At 44.6% G+C, this 22,760-nt stretch carries 14 protein-coding genes; 6 read left to right on the top strand and 8 right to left on the bottom strand.

Annotation, left to right across the window (positions count from 1 at the left end; translation table 11 throughout):
* The first annotated feature begins 386 nt into the window (after positions 1-386).
* On the top strand, positions 387-1,361 hold the full coding sequence (locus tag LIX84_RS06285) for a DUF1852 domain-containing protein (protein ID WP_226420927.1): 975 nt from the start codon (positions 387-389) through the stop codon (positions 1,359-1,361).
* 30 nt (positions 1,362-1,391) lie between these two features.
* Positions 1,392-2,420 carry a methionine synthase gene (locus LIX84_RS06280; RefSeq protein WP_226420926.1) on the top strand — a complete coding sequence of 343 codons (1,029 nt, stop codon included), beginning with the start codon at positions 1,392-1,394 and terminating at the stop codon, positions 2,418-2,420.
* 817 nt (positions 2,421-3,237) lie between these two features.
* Here the strand turns inward: LIX84_RS06280 and LIX84_RS06275 are convergent.
* Both LIX84_RS06275 and LIX84_RS06270 read right to left on the bottom strand, forming a co-directional pair.
* Positions 3,238-4,257, bottom strand: a complete 1,020-nt coding sequence (locus LIX84_RS06275) for a DUF2955 domain-containing protein (protein WP_226420925.1) — start codon at positions 4,255-4,257, stop codon at positions 3,238-3,240.
* 9 nt (positions 4,258-4,266) lie between these two features.
* Positions 4,267-5,331: an HlyD family secretion protein gene (locus LIX84_RS06270; protein WP_226420924.1), complete on the bottom strand. Its 1,065-nt coding sequence runs from the start codon at positions 5,329-5,331 to the stop codon at positions 4,267-4,269.
* Between the two features lie 99 nt (positions 5,332-5,430).
* Between LIX84_RS06270 and LIX84_RS06265 the strand changes: the two genes are divergently transcribed.
* Positions 5,431-6,291 (top strand): LysR family transcriptional regulator, encoded by an 861-nt coding sequence (locus tag LIX84_RS06265; protein ID WP_005376746.1) that lies wholly within the window; start codon positions 5,431-5,433, stop codon positions 6,289-6,291.
* Positions 6,292-6,441: 150 nt separating this feature from the next.
* On the top strand, positions 6,442-6,984 hold the full coding sequence (locus LIX84_RS06260; protein ID WP_226420923.1) for an isochorismatase family protein: 543 nt from the start codon (positions 6,442-6,444) through the stop codon (positions 6,982-6,984).
* Between the two features lie 39 nt (positions 6,985-7,023).
* On the opposite strand, the gene LIX84_RS06255 is transcribed toward LIX84_RS06260, so the two are convergent.
* The 3 genes from LIX84_RS06255 to LIX84_RS06245 all read right to left on the bottom strand — a co-directional run bounded on the left by LIX84_RS06255 (position 7,024) and on the right by LIX84_RS06245 (position 9,997).
* The gene (locus LIX84_RS06255) at positions 7,024-7,920 is read right to left on the bottom strand and encodes a 1-aminocyclopropane-1-carboxylate deaminase/D-cysteine desulfhydrase (protein WP_226420922.1); all 897 of its coding nucleotides are present in this window, start codon (positions 7,918-7,920) and stop codon (positions 7,024-7,026) included.
* Positions 7,921-8,021: 101 nt separating this feature from the next.
* Positions 8,022-9,323, bottom strand: a complete 1,302-nt coding sequence (locus LIX84_RS06250) for a sensor histidine kinase (protein ID WP_226420921.1) — start codon at positions 9,321-9,323, stop codon at positions 8,022-8,024.
* On the bottom strand, positions 9,320-9,997 hold the full coding sequence (locus LIX84_RS06245) for a response regulator transcription factor (protein ID WP_048625732.1): 678 nt from the start codon (positions 9,995-9,997) through the stop codon (positions 9,320-9,322). Before LIX84_RS06245 ends, LIX84_RS06250 begins: the two co-directional genes overlap by 4 nt.
* A gap of 578 nt (positions 9,998-10,575) precedes the next feature.
* Here LIX84_RS06245 and LIX84_RS06240 point away from each other — a divergent pair.
* A complete protein-coding gene (locus LIX84_RS06240; RefSeq protein ID WP_226420920.1) occupies positions 10,576-12,672 on the top strand; it encodes a methyl-accepting chemotaxis protein in 2,097 nt (698 codons plus the stop codon).
* Positions 12,673-12,777: 105 nt separating this feature from the next.
* Here LIX84_RS06240 and LIX84_RS06235 read toward each other — a convergent pair whose 3' ends face one another.
* From LIX84_RS06235 to LIX84_RS06225, 3 genes are all read right to left on the bottom strand, one after another.
* Positions 12,778-13,728 carry a hypothetical protein gene (locus LIX84_RS06235; protein WP_226420919.1) on the bottom strand — a complete coding sequence of 317 codons (951 nt, stop codon included), beginning with the start codon at positions 13,726-13,728 and terminating at the stop codon, positions 12,778-12,780.
* A gap of 3 nt (positions 13,729-13,731) precedes the next feature.
* Positions 13,732-17,238 carry a T6SS effector BTH_I2691 family protein gene (locus LIX84_RS06230; RefSeq protein ID WP_226420918.1) on the bottom strand — a complete coding sequence of 1,169 codons (3,507 nt, stop codon included), beginning with the start codon at positions 17,236-17,238 and terminating at the stop codon, positions 13,732-13,734.
* A 262-nt stretch (positions 17,239-17,500) separates the two neighbouring features.
* Positions 17,501-19,834 carry a YgiQ family radical SAM protein gene (locus LIX84_RS06225; protein ID WP_226420917.1) on the bottom strand — a complete coding sequence of 778 codons (2,334 nt, stop codon included), beginning with the start codon at positions 19,832-19,834 and terminating at the stop codon, positions 17,501-17,503.
* Between the two features lie 422 nt (positions 19,835-20,256).
* On the opposite strand from LIX84_RS06225, the gene LIX84_RS06220 reads away from it, so the two are divergent.
* A complete protein-coding gene (locus LIX84_RS06220; RefSeq protein ID WP_226420916.1) occupies positions 20,257-22,713 on the top strand; it encodes an EAL domain-containing protein in 2,457 nt (818 codons plus the stop codon).
* Positions 22,714-22,760 lie beyond the last annotated feature (47 nt).

The following is a 22,760-nucleotide window of genomic DNA, read 5'->3' as shown; positions in this document are numbered from 1 at the left end:
GCGTTTTCTAGGCTTAAAACTGGTTTACGTACTGTTAATCCCTTATCAGTTTCTTAATTAAAAATATTGGCAATATGCTCGCCAAGTTACGTGTATTGGTGTCAATGAATAACAGTATCTACGATAGTTCCCTCTGGGTTGGAACTCCCACTATGAATTTCTTTCATGTTCAATGTGAAACAATACCAGTATTACTCAACTCGTGAAGCAAGTATAAAAAAAGGACTGCTCTGGTGTTAGGCACTGCGACCGTCATTTTTAGTACGAACTGTTCGTCGTAAGTGCTGTGCAACCTAACGATTGGGAAAACCAAAAAACAAAAATGTCCCCATGCACAGAGTTAGGAAAAGTCTGCTTTATCTAAGGAAATAGGATACCAACTCACGATGAATAACGATTTCACATTTGCTATCAAAAGTATTCGCTTTGATGAGAATTACCAACCATCAGACAACACGCGAATCACTACCAACTTTGCTAATCTGGCTCGTGGAAACTACCGCCGAGAGAATCTGCGCAATGCACTCCGAATGATTGACAATCGTTTTAATGCGTTGGCACATTGGGATAATGCGCAAGGTGACCGCTACTCAGTAGAGCTTGAAATCATCTCTGTTGATATGGATATCCAAGGCAGTGGCGAGGCCTTCCCATCGATTGAAGTGCTCAAAACCAACATAGTTGACCACAACACCAACGAGTGCATCGAAGGCATTGTGGGCAACAACTTCTCTTCATACGTTCGTGATTATGACTTTAGCGTTTTGCTGTTGGACCACAACAAAAACCAGCCACGTTTCAGCATCCCAGCGAACTTCGGTGATTTGCATGGCAAACTGTTCAAAGCTTTCGTTAATTCTGAGTCTTATAAACAGCATTTCAAAAAGTTGCCAGTGATTTGTCTGAGCGTATCGGACAACAAAGTATACCGACGTACTGAAAACCAACATCCTGTTTTGGGCTTTGAATATAAGCCGAACGAATCTTCGTTGACGGAGCAGTACTTCAAAAAGATGGGCTTACAGGTGCGCTACTTTATGCCACCAAACAGTGTCGCACCATTGGCATTCTATTTCTTCGGTGACTTGCTGAACGACTACTCAAACCTAGAGCTTATCAGCACGATAAGCACGATGGAGACATTCCAGAAGATTTACCGACCTGAGATTTACAATGCCAACGCGGTTGCCGGTAATTGCTACCAGCCAAACCTAAAAAACCTAGACCACTCGCTAACTCAAATCGTTTACGACCGAGAAGAGCGCAGCCAACTGGCGATTGAACAAGGGAAATTTGCCGAGGAGCATTTCATCAAACCTTATCAATCTGTGCTTGAACAATGGTCTGCAAGCTACGCGTAATCGATAACGAGAATCTAGAAAGGAATGACGATGAAAACACTATTACCGACTTCAACGGCTGGCAGCTTACCGAAACCTTCTTGGCTAGCGGAACCAGAAAAACTTTGGTCACCGTGGAAACTGCAAGGTAAAGAACTGATTGATGGTAAACGCGATGCGTTACGTGTCGCTTTGCAAGAACAAAAACTGGCAGGCGTTGATATCGTCAGTGATGGCGAGCAAACTCGCCAACATTTTGTGACGACCTTTATTGAGCATTTAAGCGGCGTAGATTTTGAAAACCGTAAAACGGTGACCATTCGCAACCGTTATGAAGCAAGTGTTCCGACGGTGGTTGGCCCAGTAAGCCGCACAAAGCCCGTGTTTGTTGAAGATGCAAAGTTCTTGCGTCAGCAAACTAAGCAACCTATCAAGTGGGCGCTACCAGGCCCTATGACGATGATCGACACGCTTTATGATGATCATTACGGTAGCCGTGAAAAGCTGGCTTGGGAATTTGCGAAGATCCTCAATCAAGAAGCGAAAGAGCTTGAAGCGGCAGGTGTCGACATCATTCAGTTTGATGAGCCTGCGTTCAATGTGTTCTTCGATGATGTGAACGAGTGGGGCATTGCATGTTTAGAGCGTGCGATTGAAGGGCTGAAATGTGAAACGGCGGTGCATATCTGCTATGGCTACGGCATCAAAGCGAACACGGATTGGAAGCAAACGCTAGGCACTGAATGGCGACAATACGAAGAAGTATTCCCTAAATTGCAGCAGTCGAATATCGATATTATCTCGCTCGAATGTCATAACTCACGAGTGCCTATTGAGTTGCTTGAGTTGATTCGCGGTAAGAAGGTGATGGTTGGTGCGATTGACGTCGCTACCAACGAAATTGAAACGCCAGAAGAAGTAGCGAACACATTGCGAGAGGCGTTGAAGTACGTTGATGCCGACAAGCTTTACCCATGTACCAACTGCGGTATGGCACCTTTGTCTCGTGAAGTATCGACCGCTAAGCTCAATGCGTTAAGTGCGGGTGCGGAGATCATTCGTAAAGAGTTGGTGGGTTGATATTAATACTTAGGCTCCGCACCATGAACTAAAATTAGGGTCAATCTAGCGAGTTTAAATGAGAATAGGAATCGGATTACAGCTCGCTAGGAAATAGCGATAACTTTCGCACTTCAAAGCTCTTGGTGGGTAGATCCTGAATCACGCTCGTCCCTCGCTGTTCAGGATGACGGATGTTGGAAGATACATTGCTCGCCATCCCTCAGGTATTAGAGCAGCTCTAAGGTAGGGTCATTCCAGCGAGTCTAGACGAGACTAGGAATCTGATTACAGCACGCTAGGAAATTGCGATAACTTTCGCACTTCAAAGCACTCGGTGGGTAGATCCTGAATCACCTCGTCCCTCGCTGTTCAGGATGACGGATGTTGGAAGATACATTGCTCGCCACAACCCTAGGTATTGGGGCAGCTCCAAGATAGGATCATTCTAGCGAGTTTAAACGAGGCTAGGGATCGGGTTACAGCTCGCTATGAAATAGCGATAACTTTCGCACTTCAAAGTACTCGGGGGGTAGCTCCTGAATCACGCTCGTCCCTCGCTGTTCAGGATGACGGATGTTGGAAGATACATCGCTCGCCACAACCCTAGGTATTGGATCTGCTCCAAGAGAGGGTCATTCCAGCGAGTCTAGACGAGACTAGGAATCTACTAACAACTCACTGGAAAATGGCGATAACCTTAGAACTTCACAGCACTCGGTGAGCAGATCATGAATCACGCTCGTTCCTCGATGTTCAGGGTGACCGTTTTAAATAAAAATGCCGCTCACAGTAAAGTGAGCGGCATACATTTCCCGTTTCCAGCCTCTGCCAAGACTTAATTCAACTCCACGTTCTTCATCTCAGGATGCTTTAGCAATATCACACGAATCCAGTGATGCACCACCCACATCACCATCGCGGTGAGCAAAACCGCGACGAAAATCGAGCTGAAACGGTACAAGATCGAAAAGAACGCGTCTTTTTGTTCTGGCACCAATGAGGTCGTCAGCGGAACCGATAGGGCAGACATGGCAGAAAACGCGATAGCCGCTTTAATTTGCCCCTTTGTGAGCCATAAGCAGAATGGCCCCATTGCAATGGTAAAGGCGAACCAAAAGAGTAGCCCATGCCCATACCAACTGCCCAATATCAGCTGAACAGCCATCCCCGCGATGCAGCCTAGTGCGGTGCCGATGATGCGAATTTTTGCCATGGCGAGCGAGCCCGCTAAAGTCATTGGGGTTAGGATGATCAAAATGGAAGCTTGTGCGGATAGCGAGTCATATAAGTCCGCTACTTGGAATACAATAAACGCCGCCATCGCCACTACCCAACCCATAGCAACTTGGCTGATGTAGTCAATATCGCTTTTCACTGGGGTCGACATCTCAATGTGCTCGGCGGGGGATTTTGGCTCCGGGAACAACCAATACGCGAATGCGCAAACAAAAATATTGCTGAACGCCATCACCCACATGTTGACGTTGAACTCTTCAATATCCATGAAGTTATAGCTGGCAAAATTCAACACAATTGAACCCACCAATAACCCCATGTAACCAAACAAATAGGTTTTCTGGTTCATCATTGCAATGCACTTAAACAGCATCATGATTCCGACGGCAACGGTCATTAATGTTGGATGAAACTGCAAGTATTCCAGCAAAAATGTGGCTTGTATGGTTGTCCACACTGCAGAGAAAAACACGATCAATAAAGCCGAAAGATTAAAGTGGTCCATTCTGCCCAAAATAAACAACGGCATCATGATGGCAAAAAATCCGTAAGACCAACCGAAGATCATGCTTAGCGCGAGTCCTAAAGAGCAGCCGAACCAAATTCGTAAGGTTTTCATTGTCGCCGCCTAGTAAATGAAGTGGAACCAGCTTGCGAGGTGAATCTGTGCTTGCGCCATCCACTGCCAGAAAATGCTGTTGTCTGGGTACAAAACAATGGTAGCGCGAGAGCCGACAAACAGTGCTGGTGGTAACTCTTCGCTGCTGGTTAGGTTCACTCGTGTACGCTGCGCATCACGTACCCAGCGGTTGTTCACTTCCACTTTGGTTAGTGCGCCATTAGGCGTTTGTTGTGCGGCTGCTACACCGTAATCGCGGCTAGCTAAATCAAAGTCGTACACCGAACCTGGGTTGGCATCAAATGTGACCAAGGCGTGGAAAGTCTTGTCTACGTTCGCGACGGATTTTTCACGAAAATCAGCGGCTACCCAGAGTGAACCTGTTGGTACAAATGTCAGCAATGGCATGTTGGTGTTTGCCATCGTGCCAACTTCTAGTTGCAGGTTGGTCACGACACCATTACTGGGAGCGAGTACCGCGGTATTTGCCAAATCAAGTTGCGCCTTTTCGATGCCGTTTTTGGCAATTCGAACGGCAGTGCTTTGACCTTTTTGATCGCCTAATTGCGCCTCAATGACTTTTAAGTTTTGTCTTTCAGCTTTAAGCGCTGCACGTGATACCTGATTTTGGGCAAAGGCATTATCGAGTGTCGATTGAGAGATGACTTTCTGCTTCGATAGTGTCAGTAAGCGGGTGTACTCGCGGTGCGCATTATCAAATGTCGCTTGGGCTCGGGCAATATTGGCAAGAGCGGCTTCGCGTTGAGAATACAGCGTTGCTTCTTTTTCATAAGCGGATTGCAGAGACAGCTTCGCCTGTTCAAGCGCAATCTTGTATTTACGATCATCAATCGTAAACAACACATAGCCTTTTTGAACGGACTGGTTATTCTCGATGAGAACGTCGGTCACTTTACCAGATACCTCGGGCGCGACTTGGACAACGTATCCTTGCACTCGTCCTTCGGTCGTTAAGGGGGCGTGGCGGTCAGCAATGATAATGTACAAAAATAGTACGATGAACAGGACAATCAAAGTTCGCATCCAGTGTTTGAATTTTTGGTCAGCCGTCATTACAAGTTCCGTTAAACATATTGGATAGCGGATTATAGAGAAGTCACTCACAATTCAGTAGAATGATAATACGAACATAAATGACCTAAAAATAGGACAATGAACGTTAGTTTTGATGATATTTATCTATTCACTCAGACGGTGGTTCACGGCGGTATAAGTGCAGCGGCAGAGGCGAATCAACTACAACGCTCAAAAGTGAGTCGTCGCCTGCAAGAATTAGAGAAATCGCTCGGGGTACAACTTTTGATCCGCACAACACGCAGCATTGAGTTGACGGAGCACGGGAAACGCTTGTTTGAGTTGGTGGGGCAGCCTATTGACCATATTCAGCAAGGTTTAAATGCCATGCACGAATATCAACAAGAGCTGACGGGCAAGGTGCGTTTAGCCATTCCTTCCGCATTGATGAGCTCTGCCGCGTTTAACGCGATCATCACCGAGTACACAACGCGGTATCCGGAGATTTCGGTCGAGATTGAAAACCATCAAGAGAGTGTCGATCTCAAGCGTCAATCGTTTGATTTACAGCTTCTTCCGAGCGTGGTCAAAGTCACCGATGACAGCTATGTGCAGTTCAGTCTTTTGCCTTATCGTAGTCACTTTGTTGCGTCAAAAGCCTATCTAGAATCGCATCCGCCAGTAAAAACGGTGGAAGATCTTAAGCAGCATCGCCTTTTAACTAATCGTTACAATGCCGATTTGCTCGATTCAGATCTACATGTGGCGTTGCGTTCGGATGACCTCAACTTGCTGCGCTCGATGGCGATAGCAGGAAACGGCATCGCGTTTATTCCTCAAATTCATTCTAAGCCTGCATTGCGAGATGGTTTGTTGGTCGAGGTGCTGCCTCAATTCGCGCATCCGAAGCAGCATCTTACTCTGATTTATCCCTCGGCCTTATTTCTGCCCAATAAAGTCAAAGCCTTGATTGAACTAATTCGAGAGAAATTTAAATAGTCAGTTCAAACCACACTTAAATAAGGGCAAATGTGTGAGCGAAGGTCATCTTTCTAGGTTTTATTGCTCTAACATGAAAGGGTTCTGATACATTAACTGTTGCTCAACTTGTTGAGTATGGTTTGTGGTCGCACAAGATAGGAGATGGAAATGTTATCGAAAGGAAACACGGGCCTGATTGTGGTGGATGTGCAGGGCAAACTCGCTACATTAATGCATGAAAGCAACGCACTGATTGAAAATATCACGAAACTGGTAAGGGGTGCCAAAGCACTAGATTTGTCTATTCTGTGGCTAGAACAGAATCCAGAAAGGTTGGGCCCAACCGCTGAGCTGATTCGTGAAGTGCTTGAAAGTACGCATTTACCTATTACCAAGTACACGTTTGATGGCTGTAAAGAGTCGACGTTTAAGGTCGCGGTGGAGAACGCGAAAGTTGATACCTGGTTGGTTTGCGGTATTGAATCCCACATTTGCGTCTATCAAACCGCGGTTTCTCTGCGTCAGTCCGGTTATCGCGTTGAATTAGTCACGGATTGTGTATCTTCCCGAACCGCTGCCAATAAAGCGCTCGCTCTTGCGAAGTTAACCGCTAACGGTGTGGTGCTCACTGGGCTAGAAATGTGTTTGTATGAAATGGTCGAAGATTGCCGAGCACCTGAATTCAAAGAAATTCTGTCGCTCATCAAATAGTGGAATCACTGTAATCAGCGACAACTTTATTTGAACACGCTATTCAAATTCTCGTTGATATCTTGGCAACATCGACTCGTTGCCAAGTAACCCGCCTTGGTGAATGTAAATCACCGTTTTATCTGTGTTCTCTTCCAACCAAGGGGTGAGGCATTGCCACATATACGGGTCGTATAACAGGTCAAATTCGAGTTCGGTTTGTTCAAAGAGTGCTTTCCATGTGATGTAATCTTCTTCGTACAAGCGACCAAAATGGTGTTTGTTGCGCACGGTTAAAATGGTTGGGTGGCTGTTTTCACCGAGCTGGTTGAACTGCTCAGTTAAGTAATCTGCATCGCCTACGCAAGGGCAAGTTAGCACTTCTATGCCGTGTGGGCTTAAATGTTTATGAAGATATAAAGCGGTCGTGCCAGTACCTGATGGCAGGGCGACCGTAAACTGCTCTTTACCTCTCAATCGCGTCCAATCAAGAATTTCTCGTGCTAACTGTTTGATGCCAGCTTCAGCGAGGTGGGAACGTCCGCCCTCTGGAATAAGCAATGTCGACTCATCTAATCTTCGTACCTGGTGGATGTATTCACTAGGGTGGAGTTCGCTACCGATGTCTTGCATGGCGGTGATTTTCATACCCAAATCGAGAGCGCCGCGATAGTTTCCGATGGGGGAGCTTTTTAGCCAAGATGGAATGTGATGAATATAAAACTCAAATGCCCAACCTTTAATCTGGGCGAGAGCCGCTAGCGAGTACATGGCATTAGATTGAGCGGAGCCAAAGCTTATTAACGTGGTGATGTCGGGATTTTGCTCTTCCATTAACGTCATAAACTTACGTGCTTTGTTCCCAGAAAAGTGGGAGTGGAGCATGTCGTCACGTTTAAGGAAAAATTTGTGCCCATTAAAGCTATGTTGGGTGATAGGACTTTCTGAGAATTTCATGTCGATGCTGACGGAATAAACCGTGTCACCTTTGCCATTTAAAAAGGTGGCACAGTGTACCCGTTATTGAATGAAGATCAAAAGTATCGAGATCTTGTGTTCTACATTTCTTCGTCTTGCGACTCGCCATCAGTTACCTCGGTTGAAAGATCGATAGTAGCCACGCAGCCGTCATTTGGATGTGTATCAATAGTGAATTGCCAGCTATAGCGTCGGCATAAGTCGTCCACAATCATGAGCCCCAAACCATGGCCTTCGGCATCTGGCACGGAAGAGAAGCCTTCACCTTCATCTCTCACCGACAGTGTGGTATCGGTCATGGTGATATGAATCGTTCCCGCTGACGTGGCTGCAATGCCGTTGCGAATTAAGTTACTCAACGTAATGTTAAGCACTGCAGTGGTCGCTTTGGTTTGCGGATGGCCCAATATCTGAACATTAAATTCCAACGACTTTTCATCGGCTTGCGCTTGGCTAAGAGCAACGATGTTGTGAAGCTCTTGCTCTGAGATGGTTCGAACGGGGCTGTCGTCGGTGTTGCGTTCATATCGAACCAAACCCAACAAAGCATCAACCATGGTCGACATCTGCTGAGTTGCATCTTGAATACGGCCAATCTGACGTTCTTGAAATGACGTACTTGGGCTTCTGGCTAGCAAGCTGCTTGAACCTTTCATCACTGTGAGCGGAGTTCTCAGTTCATGACTGGCATATCGTGCAAAAGCTTGTTCACGTTTAATCACTTGATTGATTTGATGTCGATATTCATTAAGCTGATTTGCGAGCGTTTGGAATTCATTTGCAGAGCCTTCAGGGACAACAAATTTTTGTGTGGTGTCACCTTGATGGCGGTCCAGTTGCGTTTTTAGGGCACTAACAGGTTCAATGAGACGCAGAGAAAGTCTCGATAATAGGCTGCCAAAAATCAAAAGTAACCCGATTACAACCGCAAGCACCATAACGAGAACAAACATGAACTCGTTAGATGTAATTTCTATCTCATCAATCAGAGAGATCAGAATAATAGGATGTTCCTCTCCATCTTGCGTGTAGGTGCTCATGTAAATCATGCGAGTGTCTGGTTCGTCAGCAACTTCAGCGAGAAAGTACTTTTTATCTTGAATGAAGGGTTGATAGAGCTCAGGGACGAGATTGATGTCGTTGTATGCCGTTGTCAGTAAATCGAGTTTGATGATTCCGCTATCAGGATGGTTTCGAAAGTGCTCAATCGCCTCTTTTTTATCGATCATAATGCGTCGTTCACCGACGCGATCTTCCGACCATAATAGCGCTCCGCTAACCAATGCGAAGCATAGCAAGCCAATCACAACCGACACTAGAAGGAAGAAGAGTTCAAGGCGTCCGGTTAAGCTTTGTGTATTGTTAAATAAGCGGCGAATCATGCCCCGGGCTCCAATCGGAAGCCGACTTTTGGAATGGTTTTCAAAACGTGCTCTTTGAATGGTTTGTCGAGCTGCCCACGCAATTGATAAATATGGCTACGCAACACATCGTTATTTGGCTCATCTTCTTGCCATAATCGGAAAGCAATCTCCTCACGTGTGACCACTTCTGGCGCGTTTTTCACCAGCATTTCTAGAATCGTGTACGTGGTTGGATTCAACGCCAACAGCTTATCTTGACGGTAGGCTTGATGCGTTTTTTGATCGATAGACACTTCGCCATACTGGAGTTTGGTTGATGCAACCGTACCGCGGTAGCGTTTAATCAATGCAGTCATGCGTGCTTCAAGAATATCGAGATCAAACGGTTTGGTGAGGTAGTCGTCGGCGCCGTGTTGGAAGCCTTTGAGCATGTCGTCTCGGCTATCAAGTGCTGTCAGCATCAACACCGGAGTGTTATTACCTGCATCGCGTAGCTTGTTGCACAGTGTTAGGCCATCCATGCGCGGCAGCATGAGGTCGAGCAAAATGATGTCAAACGCATTATCCATCGCCAGTTTTAAGCCTAGCTCACCGTTGTCGGCATAATCCAGCTGCATGCCAGCACACTCAAAATAATCAAACAACATTCCCGCTATTTCACGATTATCTTCTACCAAAAGTACACGCTTCATTTATTCTTATCCAATCTCGATAAATTCGAATGTTGATCTTAACGAACATTATTCACTATAGGTGTGAAAAAGTTGTCGACGATGATTTTCTCACCTTTGTGTCGGTTTTCAATGTCTAGCTTGAATACCGTCTTATTATCCAAGTAAATCTACGATCTTTTGTTCATATCTATCAATTTCTCTTGATGTATAAATGGGGTGGATTATTTGATTCTGTTAACTCTATATAAAACATGTAGATACTAAATTATTAATGTGACCTTGAGCACATTGTTAGTAATTACTGATTTTTACTGACTCACTCATAGAAAAAGTTCTTACTTCTCTTAAGTCCCTTTTTTAATTATGGCTATTGCTTTTAAATACAAACGCTTAGATTCTCCTTTTTGAGATAATTCAATTAAATCAATGGCTTCATGTATAAGCGAAAATCTGCATTATTTTATTTTTATTAATAAAACTACATTTTCTGTTCTTGCTCTGTTCATAAATGAAAGCCTTCCATTAACTTTACTTGTTTAAAATCCATGATCCTTCCAATGCTTAATGCCAGATAAAAATCAATTTGTGAGGCGATCATGTTTAACAGTATACGCACTCGAATTGCTGTCAGTGCGGGTGGGGCAATGGCCTTCACTCTATTGATTGCAATGGGTATGACAACCAATGCGTTCACGCAAGTGAATGAACAAATCACTACAAAAGTAAAATCTCAACTGACCGAAGCCACCACGACCGACCTGAGCAATACGGCGATTCAGCAAGGGCTGAATATTTCCAACCAGTTAGAACCAGTGTTGGCGAACCTAAAGCAAGCGCGTTCAATTATCGAATTAAGCGCAGAGACGGCCGCGACGCCAGACATTATTGTTAAACAGTTTATTGCGTCGCTAGAAGCTCAGAACAAAGCTGTGTTTGCTGGTTACATGGTGTGGGAAAAGCCATCGTGGGTTGAGCCAACGATTCAAGACAAAAGCCTTGGCTTTAATAGCGAAGGCTACTTAGCGCCATTCTTTTCGCCAAATTCGCACAACAGTTTTGATGTCGTGGCGATGGATAGCTTTAGCAATACTGAATTAAACAACAACGGTGAGCGTAAAGACGATTGGCACTTGATGCCTTACGAAACGGGCAAAACGTTCGTGATGGAACCGTACATGTATCCGGTTCGCGGCAAACAAGAACTGATCACGACCATCAGCCAACCAATCAAGTTACGTGGCGAGATCGTCGGCTCTCTCGGTTTTGATTTTTCATTGAACGAGTTACAAAGCCAAAGTGAAGATTACGCGAGCGACTTGTTTGATGGACAAGGCCGTATTCTGATTTCTTCGTGGAAAGGCATCACACTGGCGAACAGCAGCCAAGCGGATCAAGTGGGCAAAAAAGTCTCTCATGAATTGGCGTCTCAATGGGCTCGTATTCAATCCATTGCGAAACAAAAAGGCGCAGGCCTTGTGACGTTTGGCGGGGATGAGTATGCGATTACTGCAATTGAAACCAGCGATGTGCCTTGGATCGTTATGGTGTCGGTTCCCAGTAGCTTCCTTAAAAAGAACGTGGATGACTACGAGCGATGGAGTGAAGAACAAAGTGCAGAAGCTCTTGAAAAGGGAGTGTGGGCAGGGATTATTGCGGCTCTGATTGGTATTGTTGCGATGACGATGATCGCGACCTCGTTGGGCAAAGTGTTAACTAACTTAGTGGAGCGTTTTAAAGACGCAGCACAAGGCGAGGGTGACCTAACTTACCGCATTGAGGTGAAAGGTAAGGACGAAACCGCCCAACTGGCGCACTGGTTTAATACCTTCCTCGCTCGCATTCAGGAAATGCTTTTAACCGTAATGGCGACGGCAGACCAAGTTGATAAAAACGCAAGTGAAGGCCAAGCTCGTGCGGCGGCTTCGAGAGATCAACTGAACGTTCAAGTGAACGAAGTCAACTCGCTAGCAACGGCGATTAATGAGATGAGCGCAACCGCACAAGAAGTGGCAAATTCTGCGGTACAAGCAGCGGCGGCGGCAAGCCAAGTTCAAAGCAATAGTGCGAATGGCATGTCGCGTATGGACAATGCTGCAAGCGCAGTGGATAACCTCGCTTCGCAAGTGAATGATGCACAGCACCAGACGCAGAACTTGGTGGCTTCAAGCACGGCGATTCAGGGGATTCTGAGTGAGATTGGTGGCATTGCCGATCAAACCAACTTGTTGGCGCTGAACGCTGCGATTGAAGCTGCTCGTGCTGGTGAAGCGGGTCGTGGTTTTGCTGTGGTAGCCGATGAAGTCCGCAACCTTGCAACGCGCACACAAGGCTCGACAGAAGAAATTCGTGCAATGTTGGCTCGTTTGGAGCAAGAAACGCAATCAATCGTTGTGTTGATGGAGCAAAGCCAGAAGCAAGCGGTGGATACCAAAGAAGAAACACAAGCAGCGCAATTGGCGTTGGCCGAAATCAACCAAGCTATTGAAGTGATTAATGATATGAACAATCAAATCGCTTCAGCGGCAGAAGAGCAAAGTTCGGTGTCAGAAGAGATCAACCGTAATGTGGTTGTGATTAATGATACGGCGATGGAAGTGATGGATACTATGTCATCTTCGGTAGCGATCAGTAACGAACTGACAGTAAAAGCCAGTGATCTTCACGGTGAGTTGAGTAAGTTCAAGTTGTCTTAATCAAGTAAGTGAGAGAGTTTAACCCAACTTAAAACGTTTACTTCTCACAAAAAAAAGGCTCCAGAGTTACCTCTGGAGCCTTTTTTTAATGCTTGCTGCAAACTATTAAGCGGGAGTTGCTTGCTGTTCATCAGCCGCTTTTAAGCGTTCGATTTCAGATTCCGTTTGCCACTTGCCGTTGTAAAGGTATTCCCATTCTGGGATAGATGCGTTTTGAGCTCTAAGTTCAAACGTATCATCCAAAGGGAACTCTCGGCTTCTTGCTGGTTCCAGAAGCAATTCATCAGGTGAATAAGCATTGAATAAGGCTTTGGTATCCTCAAATTGGGTACATTTAAGTTGATACTCTTTAGACAATTTTTCCAAAACTCTCTCTAAATCATTGGTTGACCTGAAAAATATAAAGCTCCTACCTCTATTGTGGCATCGATTAACGGTCGTTTTCGCTACATCTCTGTAATCGCAATCGTCATACTTATGATAGAGAGTAATCACCTTGCGTTGTTTGTTGTAATAAGCAAATAGCCAATCTTCACGCTCTCCGATTTTAATTTCTGTTGGTTCATCCGGTTGGCGTTTAAGCATGCGAAATGAAACCAATATAAAGCCACCGGCTCCGACAAGTGTCACCGGTCCAGCAACCCCAACCATCAAAACACAAACTATTGCACCAATCCAGCCCATGACTTGAGTTGCAGAGTTTACCCAATTCGGTAAATTTCGTCGCTTTTTTATAACCAACCCGCGATCGGACAAGGTGTAATCATAACGATTGTCCAAACCAAATGTCAGATAAGAGACACCAGACATAATTATCGTTAGACCCGACAAAATGTAAGTTAAGATCATTTCGCTACTATCATGTAGGAAATAGGTAAGAATAAATAATGGGCTGACTGCGGCTATAGCAATCGATAAGTATAAGTATCGAAAAGGTTCTTCAATATCGTGCTTGTACCAGACTGTCAGATTATTCCCTTTCAGGATCTGTTGTTCTTGCTCTTCTTGATAAGCCGAAAACTCGTCTGGGGTGATGAAAAAAGGTAAATAAGCCAAGGGTTACTCCTGTAAGCTAAGTTCACTAGTAATTGAAGATAATGAACTTCTGATCGTTGCTTGTTTAGTATTGTCTGAAATCGCCGTATAAGTTGCACGCTGTTTTGCATTGTTTTGGAACCAGTACTTACGGCTTAATTCGTTTTTATCATCAAGGATGTATTCAATCTCAAATGCTAGATAGTTAGCTGAGTCTTTCATTGGTAAAGTTAATTTATAGACGCTTTGAGAATCTAAGGAATCAGTTGAACTATTCAACGTTTCTAGATTTACTCCAGTGTACCAAGCTCCCGACATCAGTCCCTCCTCTGTTACAGAAGTATTTGTCCGAAGTTTTATGCCATCTCTTGCATTATTGGTGGGAACTTGGATGTGTAGCTCAATACCAAACAATTCTTGTTTTGCTGCTGGGTATTGTGTTTGTGAATTAGGTACTATACGCATCATTGGTATTTGGCGGATTAAAGGCTTATCCATTATGGTTTTTAACTCAAAAAGAGCCTCTTGTACCAAAGAAGAATTGTGCTTTTCTCTCTCTACCAAGCTTGAGGATTGACTCCAACGTGCTTTATTCGAGTGATATCCCCACGGTAATTTGTCTAACCATTTTTGATAATCGTCTTGTTTAAGTTTACTCATTATATGATTGCTAAGAAGGTAAACCGCAGTGAGCCCCATAATGACAAACATGATCGGACCTCCAAACAGGATATTTGCCGACCAAATCCCAGTTAATCCACCGATAGCTTGAAACCCACCAATAAGTGTCAATCCAACTAAAGATGCAAAGTTGAAGTATTCCACAACTCTTTCTTTTCCATGCAAGTTGTCTATTTTATTCCATGAGCGATAGGCTTCTATACCCGAAGCAAGAGCTCCGATAACTCCGGTTACAGCTAGCCATTTATTGAATACTTTTAGGTCATCAATAGCTATGTTTGAGAAGTTTTTATCGTTAACAACTAACTCTTTTAAGGTTTTCGCTGAACGTGATCTTAGTAGAGGGTCTCCTTTAACTTTATCCCATAACTTACCTGTACGAATACCTGTCCAAGCGTTGGCTGTATAAAAAAGCTTTTGCTGGATATCCAAAAATTCATCAGAGGACATTAACCCTGTGTCTTGAATACTGCTCATGGCATCACCAAGCGCGATGCAGTTAAATACTAATGCCATAAAGCCTAGACCACCGGCATTCTCGAACAGTTTATTCAAATCATCGAGCTTATTCATCACGATCCGCGTTCTAAGCTCGACGGTTCTTTGAGGTAGATCATCAGGTAACTCAATATACTGCGGGTACTCCAATGTAGCCACAGCGAGTGCTTTCTTAATAGTCTTTTTATTTTCTAAAGCAGTTGTGTATTTAGAGTCGGCTTTGCGGTTATTTTTCTGGAAGTCAGCAATGATTGCATCGTTTTTTTCGAGCTTAACCAGATAACCATTTACGCGTTTTTTCCATTTTTTAAAATCCCGAGCGTAACCTTCTTTTATAGTTACTGGCATATCGTGTGCCATATGCTCTGCTATAACAGCAAACAAATAATAGCTATGGCGGTTCAGAGGTTTAGCAAAAACAGGCATCAGCATAATCGATGCTTGTGAAGTCATGCTAACGCCAAACTCTAAAACTCCTTTTGCAAGCGCACCTATTGCTGATTTAAAGATAATATCCAGCTCTTGGAAACCTTTGGCGATATCTTTGAGAAAGTCCGTTTCCGCAGTGTTTGGGTTGGAAACAAAATCCATGATCTTAGAGTACATGCTCACACGGTTGCTTGTAGCAGAGATCTGGTCCATCAACTGATTATCAGGGGCTGGATTTTCTGAGGCGATCGACTGTTCATTCTGCGCCTCAGTAATATTCTTCTTTATTACTTTAAATAAACTTCGACTAAACCCTGAGGCATAGAGAGCAAGTAAACTGGTTGGTTTTTCCCATTGGCTTTCAGCCCATTGGCGGTCTTCTTCTTGCATCACCAGAGTAAATGACTCAACGGTTTGCTTGTGCAGTTGATACAAACTGTACTGCGTGTCTTCGCTGTATAGGTCGAAGGTTCTCTCGAGATGATGAGGTGTCAAGGATTCCATTACAGCAATAAAATCCCTTTTTACCCAGACAACTTGGGCTAGCAAGGTTTCTTTTTGTTCTGACAGCTCTTGCATCTCGCTCAGCATTTGCTTCCAGTTGAGCTGCTTACGCCAGCGCTCAGTCGCTATCCATTGTTCGTATTTACCAAATCGGCTCGCAGAAATTCGATATTTGTCCTGTATCGCTTTGGCAATGTCACTTTTGGTATGTTGGTGTGATTCAATCGCTCCAGCGGAAAATTTAGCAGGATAGCCTGATTGAACTGAGCTTTTGTTCTGCTCTGCCAAATCAAGTTGGTTAGAGGAATCATAATACTCAGCCATGTCGGTATAAAACGACAGCTCTTCACTGTTACGCTTAACGCTAGCTGGCATGTCTATCTCGTCACTTGCCCCGAACATGCACAATTGCATGGCGGTCTGCATCAAGTTCCACTGGTTTGAAAACTGGTCAGTGAAAAGACGGTAAGGGCTTGCAGCACCAACAAAATGCAGAGACATATCTTGAATGTCTGCGGCGTAATCTTTTATCGCGATGAAGTAACCCGACTCTTCTTCTGGAATCGCAGAGGTTAAATTACTTTCGACAGCAACAGGTTTAAAGACAGAACCATCTTCATCTGCTTTGGTGGCGATGCCAGAATCCGCAAAGCGACCATCATCGACGGCAGAAGATTCAATATCAGCAACTTGGGTTAATTTATCTATTGGGGCAATGTTGTGCTGATTCTCGTTTGCAGACAGAACAATGGTTTGCATGCGATCGATATGATTACTCGGATTGTTAAGGACGCGCATGAACGTGTGCCATGTCCACCGGTGCTCAGAGAAACAAATCGATAGTACGCTTCCGTTAACGTAAGTAAGGAAGGGTCTTGCATCTTGTGGTGTCCCACGCTGTTCTGATTTTGGGCTTTCTGATTCTCCCAACTTATAGAGCGTGAATTGCGTTCCTTTGATTTCGTATTCGTCTAAGCTTTTGTTAATTGCATCATAGACATACAGCCAACCATCGCGTAGTTGACGCAGGGTGTAGCCAACGGTATTGAGTTTGGCTGGGCCTTGGCCTTTCCATTCTTCAGGCAAACCAAAAGGTTGTGTTTCTTCCGTTTCTAGCTGATCGATGGCGTAGCGAACAGGGATGAAGTGTGCCGGTAAAGCCTCTGTTGGTTCTTTCTCGGTTTTTAAATTGAGAGGCTCTGGTTCAGACGGCGGTGGCGGATCGATTTTTTTTGTTTCTCCCTCCCAAAACATACTGCGCTCTGGGGGGGAGCCAGCAAGATCATCGGATTCCGTGGTTGGAACGATATTCAGCGATTTCAGCGTACCATCGCTTTCAAATGCCTGAATGGCTTCCTCATAGGTATAGCTGTTGTCATACCAGAACATAGAAGTTTTTGGGGGAAGTGGATTACTCATCGTTAGCCCATGTTTAAGAGTTTTACTCTATTACGCAAATATCGCACCAAAATAAAGCAATTAAAAATCAATGAGTTATTTTTCTATTATTTTTATTCCATCAAATAATTGTTTGTTTTTCAAATAAGTTGGTTGGTGTTTACCATTTTTTGTATTGATTGAATCAAAGTTTGAGTTGTGAGTGATACCTCAATTAACCGACAAAACAAAAGGGCTCCAGAGTTACCTCTGGAGCCCTTTCTAGTATTTAAATGCTAAAGAATTAACGACGCTTTGGTTTACGTTGACCAGCTGGTTTGCCTTGTCCTTGTGGGCGACCTTGACCTTGCGGCTTGCTGCCTGCTGGGCGGTTTGCACCGTTGCCGCTGGGGCGTTGGCTGTTGCTAGCAGGGCGTTGACCACCTTGTGCTTTGCCAGAACCGTTACGGTTGCCAGATGGTTTACCATTTTTTGAACCGCCTTCAGAGCGTTTGTTCAAATGACCACCGAAGCCCGGTTGGTTTTTGGTATGTTTGGTTGCAAAGCGGTTTGCCCCGTGACGACCAGATTTACGACGTTGTGCAGGTGTTTGTGCTTCAATGTCTTCCGCAGGAACGAGACAGCCTTGTTTGTCACCAATCAGATGTTTTTTACCCATGCTGATTAGGGCTTCACGGATCATTGGCCAGTTTGCTGGATCGTGGTAACGCAACAGCGCTTTATGTAGGCGACGTTGACGCTCACCTTTTGCTACAGGTACATCTTCACGTTTTTTATACTTCACTCGTTTCAGAGGGTTTGTCTCTGAGTAGTACATCGACGTTGCGTTACACATTGGCGAAGGGTAGAAGTTTTGTACTTGGTCACACTCGAAGTTGTTTTTCTTCAGCCACAGAGCAAGGTTCAGCATGTCTTCGTCTTCTGTGCCTGGGTGCGCAGAGATAAAGTAAGGGATTAAGTACTGCTTCTTACCCGCTTCTGCGCTGTACTTCTCGAACATCTCTTTAAAGCGATCATACGTGCCCATGCCAGGTTTCATCATCAGATCAAGAGGGCCTTTCTCTGTATGTTCCGGTGCAATCTTCAAGTAACCACCTACGTGATGAGTTACGAGCTCTTTCACGTATTCTGGTGATTCAATCGCAAGGTCGTAACGTACGCCAGATGCGACCATCACTTTCTTCACGCCTTCAACTTTACGCGCTTCGCGGTATAGATCGATGGTGTGTTTATGGTCTGTATTTAACTTGTTACAGATGCCCGGGAATACACAGGATGGACGACGACAGTTCGCTTCCGCTTTTGGATCTTTACAGCCCAGACGGTACATGTTTGCAGTCGGGCCACCAAGATCGGAAATTGTGCCGGTAAAGCCCGGAACTTTGTCGCGAATTTCTTCAATTTCGTTAATGATTGACTCTTTCGAGCGGTTTTGAATGATTCGGCCTTCGTGCTCGGTAATCGAACAGAAAGAACAGCCACCAAAACAACCACGCATGATGTTCACAGACGTTTTGATCATGTCATACGCTGGAATTTTCGCTTTGCCGTACATAGGATGAGGAACACGCGCGTAAGGCAGGCCAAACACAAAGTCCATCTCTTCGGTCGTCAATGGGATTGGGGCTTGGTTTACCCAAAGTTCACGATCACCATGGCTTTGAAGTAACGCTCGACCAGAGTACGGGTTTGTTTCTAAATGCAATACACGACTTGCGTGGGCATAAAGAATGCGATCGTTTCTTAGTTTTTCGAACGAAGGTAAGCGAACCGCAGTTGTTGCAGCATCGTGGCGTGATGGGCGAATCGTGATTGGTTGTGCAACTGGCTCATCTTTTTTAGTTTCACACTGAGTTTCTACTTCGTATGGGTTCTTTGGTACGAACGCTTCTTTACGAGGTTTTTCAATGCGAGAAGAATCGATAACCGTGTAGCCTTCTGGCGCGGCTGGCAAGTTCACGGCAGTACCACGAATATTGGTCATGGTGCTGATGTCTTCGCCATTTGCGATGCGATGCGCCACTTCTACAAGTGCGCGTTCTGCGTTACCGAAAAGTAGGATGTCTGCTTTTGCATCAAACAGTACCGAACGGCGAACTTTATCTGACCAGTAATCGTAGTGCGCAACACGGCGTAGGCTGGCTTCGATACCACCTAAAACAATAGGTACTTCTTTGTAAGCTTCACGACAACGCTGAGAGTAAACCAAAGTCGCGCGGTCTGGGCGTTTGCCACCCTCGTTATTTGGTGTGTACGCGTCATCGTGACGAAGTTTTTTATCCGCGGTGTAACGGTTGATCATGGAGTCCATGTTACCCGCAGTGATCCCGAAGAACAGATTTGGCTTACCAAGCTGCATGAATGCATCTTTGTTTTGCCATTCTGGTTGAGCAATGATACCGACACGGAAACCTTGTGCTTCTAGCAGACGGCCAATGATAGCCATACCAAAGCTTGGGTGATCCACGTAAGCGTCACCGGTTACGATGATAATGTCACAGCTATCCCATCCTAGGGCGTCCATTTCTTTGCGACTGGTCGGCAAGAAAGGTGCCGTACCAAAACACTCTGCCCAGTATTTTTTGTACTCATGAATAGGAGTGATGTTATTGGTCATATTTTGCTCTCTGTTCCAGGGAGCGCGAATTATAGCGATTTGAGGATCAGGTATCTATACCAAACTCATCTATTCAAGCTTAGTTCATCGAGTTTTATTTGGTTTGCAAAAATATCAAGGCCATATCGGCGATTTTATGTCTAATATCACCTTGAAAGCCTCATGGTTATAGGTCGAGTCGTGAAAAATGTCGCAATGTTAATACAACCAATAAGCAATGATGTGCTTATTAAAAACAACGCCTATAATCAAATTAATGCATAGGAAAATGCAAAAAGCCGAACAAGCTCTGAAAAGGTTCTAAGTCGATTGGCTTACGTTGCCAGAATCTATTTTACAAGAGGATCAGCAGGTCCCAAATGGAATAAGGCACGTTGACTACGAACCCTGAGCATGAGGCTAATTAAAAAGGGGGCTAGGGAATGAGTGACTCAACAACAATAGCACATGAAAAAGTGCAACCGACATCCAATCCGACTCCAGTGATTGAATGGTCTTACAAGATTGATACTCGCGAGTTCGAATGCGACCAGCAAGGAATGGCAAATGCTTTTGGGTTAAATACGCCTGTCACCTGTTTAGATGATTTGTTTGAGCATATGCTGATGGGGCAACAGGAAACACTAAGGCAACGAATTTTAGAAGTGGAGATCCTAGGTGGGCAAGGTCGTTTTTCTTGTTGCATGATGCTTAATGAAGCTCGCTTAATACATGTCACAATTAGCTTTGAAAAGCTCAATGAACGTATTGTTCAAGGCTCTATCATCCCGCAATTGACGATCACTGGCTGCGAAGAGTTAGCGAAAATTCTCGAAACGATATTTGATTTACCGAACGTAGGGGTTTTAGTCGCGGACGAAGACACCCGAATCTTAGGTTGTAACCGTGCCTTTGAATTGCAAATGGGTTATCAAAACCGTGATTTGGTTGGACTTAAAACCTATATCTTTAGCACATCTCACCATAGTCAGGCGTTTTACGACCAGCTCTGGCAACATATTGATGATGAAGGATACTGGAGCGGTAATTTATTGAGTAGAACTGCAAATGGTAGTAATCAGGCGCATCATCTTTGTATCTATCGGCTAACATTTCATTCTGGACGGATTCTTTATCTCGGCTTCTCTACTGACATTTCGGCTTCCTTGTTGTGGATGAAAAATCGCTGTGAACAACAACATGATTGGTCAGCTTTTTTGCCTTCTAGAGAAGAGTTCGAACTGCAATTAGCTAATTTGGCGAACGAAAGTGGGAGTAAAGAACTCAATATCGTCATGACTCTCAGACCAAATTTTTCTGAAAAATGCTTACTTGAACAGCAACTAGGCTTCGCCGATTTTATTATGCGAAGCCGCTACACCAGTATAGCGGGTCAACTTTCTAGGGATGTGTTTGTTGTCTGTTTACAAACTCCTCACTGTCAATGGCTAAGTCCTTTACGTTTGATTCAAATTGCAATGAAAGGGTTCTTCACTGAGCTTAGGAATGAAATGGGAACAAAAATGCATACCACTATCGTCGAGGGACAAACGGGTGTGTCAATCCTCGGCTATGATACAAACAGGCCAAAGCAAGCGTTAGCGCATGCAGCCCAGGCGATGTTGTCCTCACTTTCTGGAGAAGGTGGCTATTTTAATTTTTATAATAGTGAGCTTCATTCTGAGTTAGTAAAACGCCAGCATTTAGAGGCGTTTTTGGAAGCGCAAATAGACAGTGGGCTGGTGGATGTTCATTTTCAACCAATCATTGACAGCCGAACTGGTAAAGTCGTTAAGTTCGAGGCCTTAGCGCGCTTTTATCATGAAAGTGATGCCTATAGCACTCAAGAGATGATTACTGTTATTGAAGATTTAGAGTTGATTGCGGCTCTGGATGATGAGGTTTGTCAAGCCGCGCTCAAGCACTTTCCGCGCTTGCAAGACATATATGGCGAGGAAATAGGGTTAACCATCAATCGCTCACTGAATACTAAATTGGATTCGCTCCAGGTTCTTCAGCGTTCGCATGACCTAATTAAAGCCAGTGGTGTCGATCCTAAACGAGTCACGATTGAGCTGACGGAAACAGCGTATTTTGAGCAAGACGAAGAGCATACGCAAGCGCTAGAGCAAGTGCGCAAAGAGGGCATTAAAATAGCGATTGATGACTTCGGTACAGGGTATTCTTCTTTTTCTTACCTAGAGAAAGGGCAGTTTGATTTACTGAAAATCGACCGAAAATTCGTTAAGAACATTCAGCATGGCAATACCAGTTATAATATTGTCAAAATGGTCACTGATCTTGCTCAGCAAATGAATGTAAAAGTGGTTGCCGAGGGCGTGGAGTCAGAACAGGAGCTTCAAACATTGGCTGAAATAGGTGTGGATTACATGCAAGGCTTTTTGTTCTCTCGTGCTCGGCCTGTCGATTTGATGGAGAAAGCGGAAAGTTACGAACATTTGTTTTCGGGTGTTGCTGTCAAACCAAAACAAGATGATGTATTGCAATCACTGAGCCATGAAGAGGTCAGACACCTTGATCCCGGGGAGCCATTATCGTTGGCGGTGGAATATATGAATTTAAGTCCAAGTTCGCCGTTGGTTGTCATTAACGAAAAGCGCTGTGTTGGCTTAGTTACCAAAGAGCAAGTTAACTTACACCTAACGCCTTCCATGGGGACAGAATTAGAGACTGAGCGAGAAAATTGGATTTGGAAACGCCCGGTTAACCAGATAATGAGCACGGAGTTTGTGCTCGTCAATGCGCATTTGTCCGTCGCTGCTATTCGAGAGCTAATCAAAACAGGCATTCGCTTCCCGTGGGTTTTATGTGATGAAAAAGAAGAATACAGAGGCGTGTTAACTCAAGAAGATGCGTTGAAGTATCTCGCTTCTTGTTGAATAAAAAGTCTCGCTGTTCTAGTACATTTGGGGATAGACTTTCGGTG

The organism is Vibrio sp. E14, from assembly GCF_020515785.1.
Lineage (GTDB): Bacteria > Pseudomonadota > Gammaproteobacteria > Enterobacterales > Vibrionaceae > Vibrio > Vibrio diabolicus.
This window is presented reverse-complemented; position numbering and strand designations above follow the sequence as displayed.

Bases quoted from the DNA above. Each gene is read 5' to 3' on its own strand.
- LIX84_RS06285 (WP_226420927.1), top strand. From the start codon at position 387: ATGAATAACGATTTCACATTTGCTATCAAAAGTATTCGCTTTGATGAG.
- LIX84_RS06280 (WP_226420926.1), top strand. From the start codon at position 1,392: ATGAAAACACTATTACCGACTTCAACGGCTGGCAGCTTACCGAAACCT.
- LIX84_RS06275 (WP_226420925.1), bottom strand. From the start codon at position 4,257: ATGAAAACCTTACGAATTTGGTTCGGCTGCTCTTTAGGACTCGCGCTA.
- LIX84_RS06270 (WP_226420924.1), bottom strand. From the start codon at position 5,331: ATGACGGCTGACCAAAAATTCAAACACTGGATGCGAACTTTGATTGTC.
- LIX84_RS06265 (WP_005376746.1), top strand. From the start codon at position 5,431: ATGAACGTTAGTTTTGATGATATTTATCTATTCACTCAGACGGTGGTT.
- LIX84_RS06260 (WP_226420923.1), top strand. From the start codon at position 6,442: ATGTTATCGAAAGGAAACACGGGCCTGATTGTGGTGGATGTGCAGGGC.
- LIX84_RS06255 (WP_226420922.1), bottom strand. From the start codon at position 7,920: ATGAAATTCTCAGAAAGTCCTATCACCCAACATAGCTTTAATGGGCAC.
- LIX84_RS06250 (WP_226420921.1), bottom strand. From the start codon at position 9,323: ATGATTCGCCGCTTATTTAACAATACACAAAGCTTAACCGGACGCCTT.
- LIX84_RS06245 (WP_048625732.1), bottom strand. From the start codon at position 9,997: ATGAAGCGTGTACTTTTGGTAGAAGATAATCGTGAAATAGCGGGAATG.
- LIX84_RS06240 (WP_226420920.1), top strand. From the start codon at position 10,576: ATGTTTAACAGTATACGCACTCGAATTGCTGTCAGTGCGGGTGGGGCA.
- LIX84_RS06230 (WP_226420918.1), bottom strand. From the start codon at position 17,238: ATGAGTAATCCACTTCCCCCAAAAACTTCTATGTTCTGGTATGACAAC.
- LIX84_RS06225 (WP_226420917.1), bottom strand. From the start codon at position 19,834: ATGACCAATAACATCACTCCTATTCATGAGTACAAAAAATACTGGGCA.
- LIX84_RS06220 (WP_226420916.1), top strand. From the start codon at position 20,257: ATGAGTGACTCAACAACAATAGCACATGAAAAAGTGCAACCGACATCC.